We start from the raw sequence: 6,219 nt of genomic DNA on the forward strand, positions 1-6,219 counted from the left end.
TCGAAGCCTGGGCGTCACAGAAGAGCTTTCGTCCCAAGGACGGTAGCGGTGACGATGATGGCGGCGCAAACTTCCATGGCCAGAAGCGCAAGAACGACACCCATGCGAGTACCAGCGATCCAAACAGCAGGCTTTACCGCAAGGCGGCCGGGCGGGAGGCGAAGCTCTGCTATATGGGCCATGCCACAATGGAGAACCGGCATGGGCTGGCGACCGAACGCCGCGCCTCGGAGATCATGCTGAAGGCCCAAGGCAAAGCCGCCGGCCACCGCATCACGGCCGGCGAGGACAAGGCGTACGATACCGCCGATCACGTGGCCAATCTTCGTGCCATCAACGTGACACCGCATGTGACGCAGAACCAGGCCGTCACCAAAACCGGCAAGAACCGCAACAGCGCCATCGACGGACGAACCACGCGGCATCCGGGATACGGCATGTCACAATCGCGCCGGGCGATGATCGAGTGCATCTTCGGTTGGGGCAAGCAGCACGGGACCATGCGCAAGACCAAACATCGCGGCATCGGTCGCGTCGCCGCCGATTTCCTGCTCAATCTGATCGCCTATAATCTGATCCGCATCCCCAAACTGGTTGCAGCCCAGCCAGCCCAGACCTAGCCTCCCGGACGCGCCAGCCCAACGAGGCCTCCGCAACAAAAAAAAACGCTTCATTCCTCACGTTTTTCAGCAGACTGTTAGGGCTATCCGTCACTGTGATCGACGCCCGCAGCAGGCTTACTGTCCAAGGCGCTGGCTTCATTGCGCGACATCGGCTTTTTGGATGCTGCGCCGTCTGGCCAGATCACCTTTGCCGTATTCCATACCTTGGGATCCTCCATCGCTTCCCTGGACGAGATCGCCGAGACCGCCAATTTCATGGCTGGTGCAAAATATTTTCTGGTCAAGAACTTCATCAACGACACTCAGTTCTTCCAGTGGGACCAGTCGACCTACATCTCCTATTTCCACCGAATCAAGAACGCGACCGAGTTGACGATCCCTAAGCTCAATGAGATGGCCTATGAGCAAGTCGAAGTTGCTTCCGTCCCGTTCGTCGACTTCATAGCCAACAAGGGCCGGCACGACGAGGCCGCGAACTACTCGTTCGTGCTGCGCGGGTATGTCCGGCACTGGCTCGCCAATGTGTGGCGCGAATATGATCGCATCAACTTGACTGAAGTGGCAGGCGCCAAGTCAGTGACCGGCGGCGGCGAAAAATAATCGCTCGTTCGCCCATTGAAGGCCTGAACCCCCTACGAAACTCGCTCGATGTTAGCCACGCCCGTCTACATCATCTGCTCTCCGACCCCGCAGGTCGGCAAGACCCTCGTCTCTCGTCTTCTGAGCGAGTTCTTGCTGCTGAAGAACGGCTCTGCGCTCTCCTTCGACGTCAACCTGAAGGAGCCGTCACTCGTCGATTACCCCCCTAACATCACTGAGACGGCGGATGTGATCGACACCTACGGCAAGATGCAGCTGATGGACCGGCTTATCCTGCACGACCGAGTGGCCAAGGTCATCGACCTCGGCTTCCATGCCTTCGATGAATTCTTCAAGATGTGCGAGGAGATCGGCTTCATGAAGGAGGCGCTCGGTCGCCGTGTCGCCCCCATCATCCTATTCGTCGCCGCTAGCGACCGCGCCTCCTCGCGCAGCTATGAGATGCTGCGGCGGCGGATTCCGCCGGGGGCGCTGGTCACCGTCCACAACGAATTCGTGCTGCGCGGAGAGTTACCTGACGCCATGGATGGCGGCCGTGTACTCCGCTTTTCGGCGCTACCGGTATTTCTAAAGACTTACGTCGACCGACTGAGCTTCTCATTCACGGGATATCTTCGCGACGAGAAGGATTCGTCCAGCGAGTTGCATCAGTGGATCCGGCGGAATTACACCATGTTCCGCGATCTCGAGCTATTAGCGATGCTACAGCCGTCGCCTTGAGTCGGGCTCTACATGTGGAGAGCTCCCGTGATACAAGAGTGTTTGAGGTTTCGTCGGAGTGCTTGCGGCGCATGGTTTCCGAAAGATTGGCGAGGTTGTGTGCCCGCTATCAGGATAGTTCGGACAGTACCGATGGGCGCGTAGCGCAGGAGGCGTGCTTAAACTGGGAGCGGCGTGCCTCCCGATCGAGCCTAGCGCTTGATCGAGAGGCCATGATTGATCTAGCTCGATCATGGTCATTCACGATGTGCCACGGGAAGGCTCGTATTGATCCGACGTGCCGTGTCGGGACGGCCTTATACGTGGTTTGAACGAAAATCACGTGGCACGTGCACCGCATATTTCTTGAGAAACAACGCCGGCGCCATTTTCACATTGTGCCCTTCTGACACTCGTCAGCTTCTTAACAGCTAACTCTCTTAGGATGAGAACGTCGATATCTAGACGGCGACGCCACCTATCATGAAGGAATGAACATCGGAGTGCTTGATCTCGGAGTAATCGGAGGCGTTGGCGGCGGTCTCGGCCGCGGCAAATGATGGTGATTGTGTTTCAGGCTTCGGCAGCCGGATTCTCGGCCGAAAATTCCATCGCTTTCACTCAATCACCTTGCCGTGCGCCAGATACGAGCTTTGCTATGTGATGTGAGGTGCCATGGAGCGAACGAATAACAATTTCAACCTGTTTGATTTTGATGTGGAAGGATTCGCGCAAGCGTACTATCAGCAGCCGCAGGTGGGGCAGCAATCGGGCACCACGAGCCCGCAAGCAAGCTTTGAACAGCAAATGGACGAGTTGCAGCTCAATTCGTCTGATGAGAACTCCGCAAAGTCTAGTTCGCCTGATGAGGGTCCCGCAGACGGCGGTGAAGGACTCCGGCGCGGTGCCCTCGGCGGTTCAATGCGGATGCCGCCACACTCGCGCTTGAGGGACAACTCGTTCAGCAGCACGCGCCACAGCGTGGACCTCCCCCGCGCTAACTTTCGAGCTTCGGCCCAAGTATCGCCGCGGTCCAATTTGCGGGATGATCTGTTCAGCAGTACGCGCTATACCCTGCCATCTGAGGAGCAGCCCGCGACTGAGACGAAGAACAGGAAAAATCGCGGACTGTGGTCGCGTATCAAATCAGGGGTTGGAAAGGCGTTTGGGGCGAGCCACGGCGAAAAGCCGTCTGGCTCCACGGCTCGGCAAGAGATCCTTTCAACGAAGTTTCGCGTGGATTACGCCAAGCAGCCCGGCCGAACACGCGGGGTCCCTGAGGAGGACGAGGCGCTGTTTGAGGACTTCAAAAGCAAAGCCAGTGTCACCCAGGACGACGGCACCAAACCACTGGGCGACGGCACCATCAAAAACGCGATAGCCGATCTGCGCCATTTGAGCGCCCGCCTTAGCCAGAACGGGAGGCCATCAATCGCGGATCGAATTGGCAACCCCGAGTTGGAAGCTGGCTTGGATGACGATGTGGAAACCTATGCGAATGATCGCAGCAGGCGCATCAAAGCGGCATTGAAAAAGCTCCGCGACGTCGGCGCCGGAAGAACGTTGTCAGTCGATATCCGCCGCCTTGTTCCTTATCCCGCAGACGCAACCCTCATCGACATGTGGGCCAGCGCGGAAAAGGCGACACACAGGATTGAGCCGGAGACTGTCGATCGACACGCACGCCGCCTTTACAGGCTGAGTGATTGGCTGCAAACGCGCGACAAGGGGGCCATGGCTGGCCGACTCAATGACGATGGGCTGACCCGAGATGTTGAACAGTACAGGCAGCAAACCGAGGACACCAAAATCAATGCCGATTTGCTCAGGCTTCGGCGATACCAACAAGTCCTCGAGGCGAACAGAGCGCTAGGGTTGCCTCCTCCTGAGCACGCGCGTCCGCTCGCCGGGGAAGGCGCTCGGCAGAACGCTTCGCCGCAGGAGCTTCCGGCGACGCCGGCCACCCCGAGCGCGGGCGCTTGGGATTGGTTTAGAGAGGCGATGCAAGAACCCGCGACATCCACGCTCACACTGCGCCATAGCCCACAGCCCAGCCCGTCGCAAGGACTTCCCGCAACGCCGGCCACCCCGAGCGCGGGAGCTTGGGATTGGTTTGGGGAGCAGATGCAAGAACCCGAGCCATCCTCTGCCAGAGCCCCGTCATCAGACATCTACGGCGGTCTAGAGCCACTGGTTAACCTGAATCCGCCCACACCGTATCAATTGCGGGACGATGCTCACTCTGCGCCGGCGCCTGACTTCGCCAGACCGCCGTCGTTCGTCGGGCCATCAGGGGCCCCTCAGGATCTACTGGATATCGGACCTATCGTCGGCGAGGGCTGGCGCCACGGCTCGCAACCGGCCTCAGAAGTCCTGATCGACGTACTGAGTAACATCAATCTCCTGCCGAACCAGTTCGGCCCAAGCCGGTTTGCGATCAACGGCGAGCATTACTCGGCCACGTTTGGGCCGGCAGGGCGCAGGGACGTTCGTCTCATCCATCATCCTCGCGCGAGGCCGATGAATGAAGCTGGGCCATCCCGTCAGCCCGTCGCGGATCTTGGGTTTCTTATCCGCGGGGGGTGGCAGCACCGCGAACGCTGGCTTCCGACTTACCTTGTTCGTGTACTAGAGGGGGAGCGCCGGATGCCGGAAGTCGGGCGCCCGACATATATCAACATCCGCGGCGTGCCTTACAGGGCCGAGCTGCAGGAGACGGACGGCGGCTCCCGTGTTCGTATTTATCCTGAAGCTGGCTGAGGAACGCGCTTGGGCTGCAACCTCGGGGCAACGGGGCAGCGAACCGGGGAAGTGTCCACCGTCCAGCCACTGGCATAGGCTTGCTCGCGCCACGGGCGCCTATGGGAAGCGGCCTGCGCGATGACGGCATAAGCGTTTGGATAAAAGGAAATGGCAAAGGCAAAATTCAACTTACTTGGTGCCGAGGTCCGCGCAGCACTCGAGCGGCTGCTCGATGTGCTGGCAGACCTGGGACTTACCGCCACGCCGACAGGGTCCGGCTTGGCCGCAAGCTGATCGGAACACGCCTCAAGGAAGAAATGGGCTTTAAACCGCTGCGGCGGCGACAGTGCTTGGCATCACGCTTCTCGGCGGCGCGGCGGCGGCATGGCCGCTAGCGGCGCGGGCCTCGCGCATGTCTATTCGATCAGGATCAGACCGGGAGGGAGTGACTCGTCGTACAGACTGGCCCGGTCGGATCGTCCGATCGGAACGAACCCTTTGATTTTTGCGGTCTGCGGCGCTGGGACGCCGGATTTCTCCAGCTTGCTGGCAATCAGGCCGCGCAAAGGCATGGGTAGGTCCAGGCTCCGATCGTCGACGACGCGCGCGGCCCGGAGGAACAGAATCTGCAGGTCGAGCAACTCGGGCGTAGTCCAATCTGTCAATCGGCGTTCAAATTTGGCTCTCGTATTGCCTCATCTGAGGATGTTACTTTCGCTTGACGGACGTAGCGCCGACTGTCGGCCGGTCTGAGGTTGCGTCATTGCTCGCAGGATCGGAGGGACTGGGGACGTCGCGGAGTGCCCATCACACGTAGCGGCGGCCCCAGTCCCGGGGTCAGCGGCCTGTGCCGCACCTTCAGCCGTGCGCGGGATGATCGTCTCGACTGCTTTGCGTCTGAGCGATCGCAACAAGCGCTGCACGATGGTGTGCTGTGGAGGACCGAACTGTTCGGGGCATTGTTCAGCGAGGCGACCGAGAATTGCCAGCGCGGTCAGACGGGGCTCGGCCGTCAGCCAGCGCTCGATGTTGGCGAGGTGCGGATCGAGCATTGATGGCATTCTCATGCGCTTTTTGTATGGCTTGCGCATGCGCCGATGGATGATGCGCTGCTCCCCTAGATGCAGGTCATTGCCGAGCTCCTTCGCGAACGCTGCTGCGATCTTTGTCGGCGCCGGTGGGCTTGCTGCCGCGAGCCTACCCGATCGGGCGTCGACACGCGTGCCGAGCTCCGCCTGGGCGTCTCTCATCTCGGCCAGCAGGGCCACGGGATCGAGCGTGCGATGAAGCTCTCGAAGACGCCGTTTGACTACCTTGCTCAACCTCGGATGCCCCAGTGCTCGTTCATAGGGCGTGGCTGGAACATGGTAGCGCTTGATCACCTTCGCGCCCTCGCGTCGCTTGTCCTTCAGCTTGAAGGACGGCTGGAAGAAGTTGGTGTGCAGCCGAGATGCAGCATACAAACGTTCAAGCACGCGCGTCGTCTCGACACCATCGAAGCGACCGTACCCCACGAGTCGCCGGACGACCGCGCCGTTCTTCTGCTCGACGAAGG

General features: G+C 60.1%; 5 protein-coding genes and 2 pseudogenes. 5 read left to right on the forward strand and 2 right to left on the reverse strand.

Annotated elements, in window-relative coordinates:
• From ACZIRK_RS44335 to ACZIRK_RS44355, 5 genes and pseudogenes are all read left to right on the forward strand, one after another.
• On the forward strand, nt 1-620 hold a 620-nt coding region (locus ACZIRK_RS44335), incomplete at its 5' end, for a transposase (protein WP_474419742.1).
• An 86-nt stretch (nt 621-706) separates the two neighbouring features.
• Nucleotides 707-1,223: pseudogene (locus ACZIRK_RS44340) on the forward strand (hypothetical protein); the annotation flags it as partial.
• Nucleotides 1,224-1,271: 48 nt separating this feature from the next.
• Nucleotides 1,272-1,943, forward strand: a complete 672-nt coding sequence (locus ACZIRK_RS44345) for a hypothetical protein (protein ID WP_028169373.1) — start codon at nt 1,272-1,274, stop codon at nt 1,941-1,943.
• Between the two features lie 654 nt (nt 1,944-2,597).
• Nucleotides 2,598-4,682 carry a hypothetical protein gene (locus tag ACZIRK_RS44350; RefSeq protein WP_394570188.1) on the forward strand — a complete coding sequence of 695 codons (2,085 nt, stop codon included), beginning with the start codon at nt 2,598-2,600 and terminating at the stop codon, nt 4,680-4,682.
• 150 nt (nt 4,683-4,832) lie between these two features.
• Nucleotides 4,833-4,958, forward strand: coding sequence for a hypothetical protein (locus ACZIRK_RS44355; protein ID WP_283813353.1), 126 nt, complete (start codon nt 4,833-4,835; stop codon nt 4,956-4,958).
• Nucleotides 4,959-5,080: 122 nt separating this feature from the next.
• Here ACZIRK_RS44355 and ACZIRK_RS44360 read toward each other — a convergent pair whose 3' ends face one another.
• Entirely contained in the window at nt 5,081-5,305 is a 225-nt protein-coding gene (locus tag ACZIRK_RS44360; protein ID WP_165421630.1) for a hypothetical protein, read from the reverse strand.
• Nucleotides 5,306-5,359: 54 nt separating this feature from the next.
• A pseudogene (locus ACZIRK_RS44365) lies at nt 5,360-6,219 on the reverse strand (hypothetical protein); the annotation flags it as partial.

The organism is Bradyrhizobium sp. Leo114, from assembly GCF_055229415.2.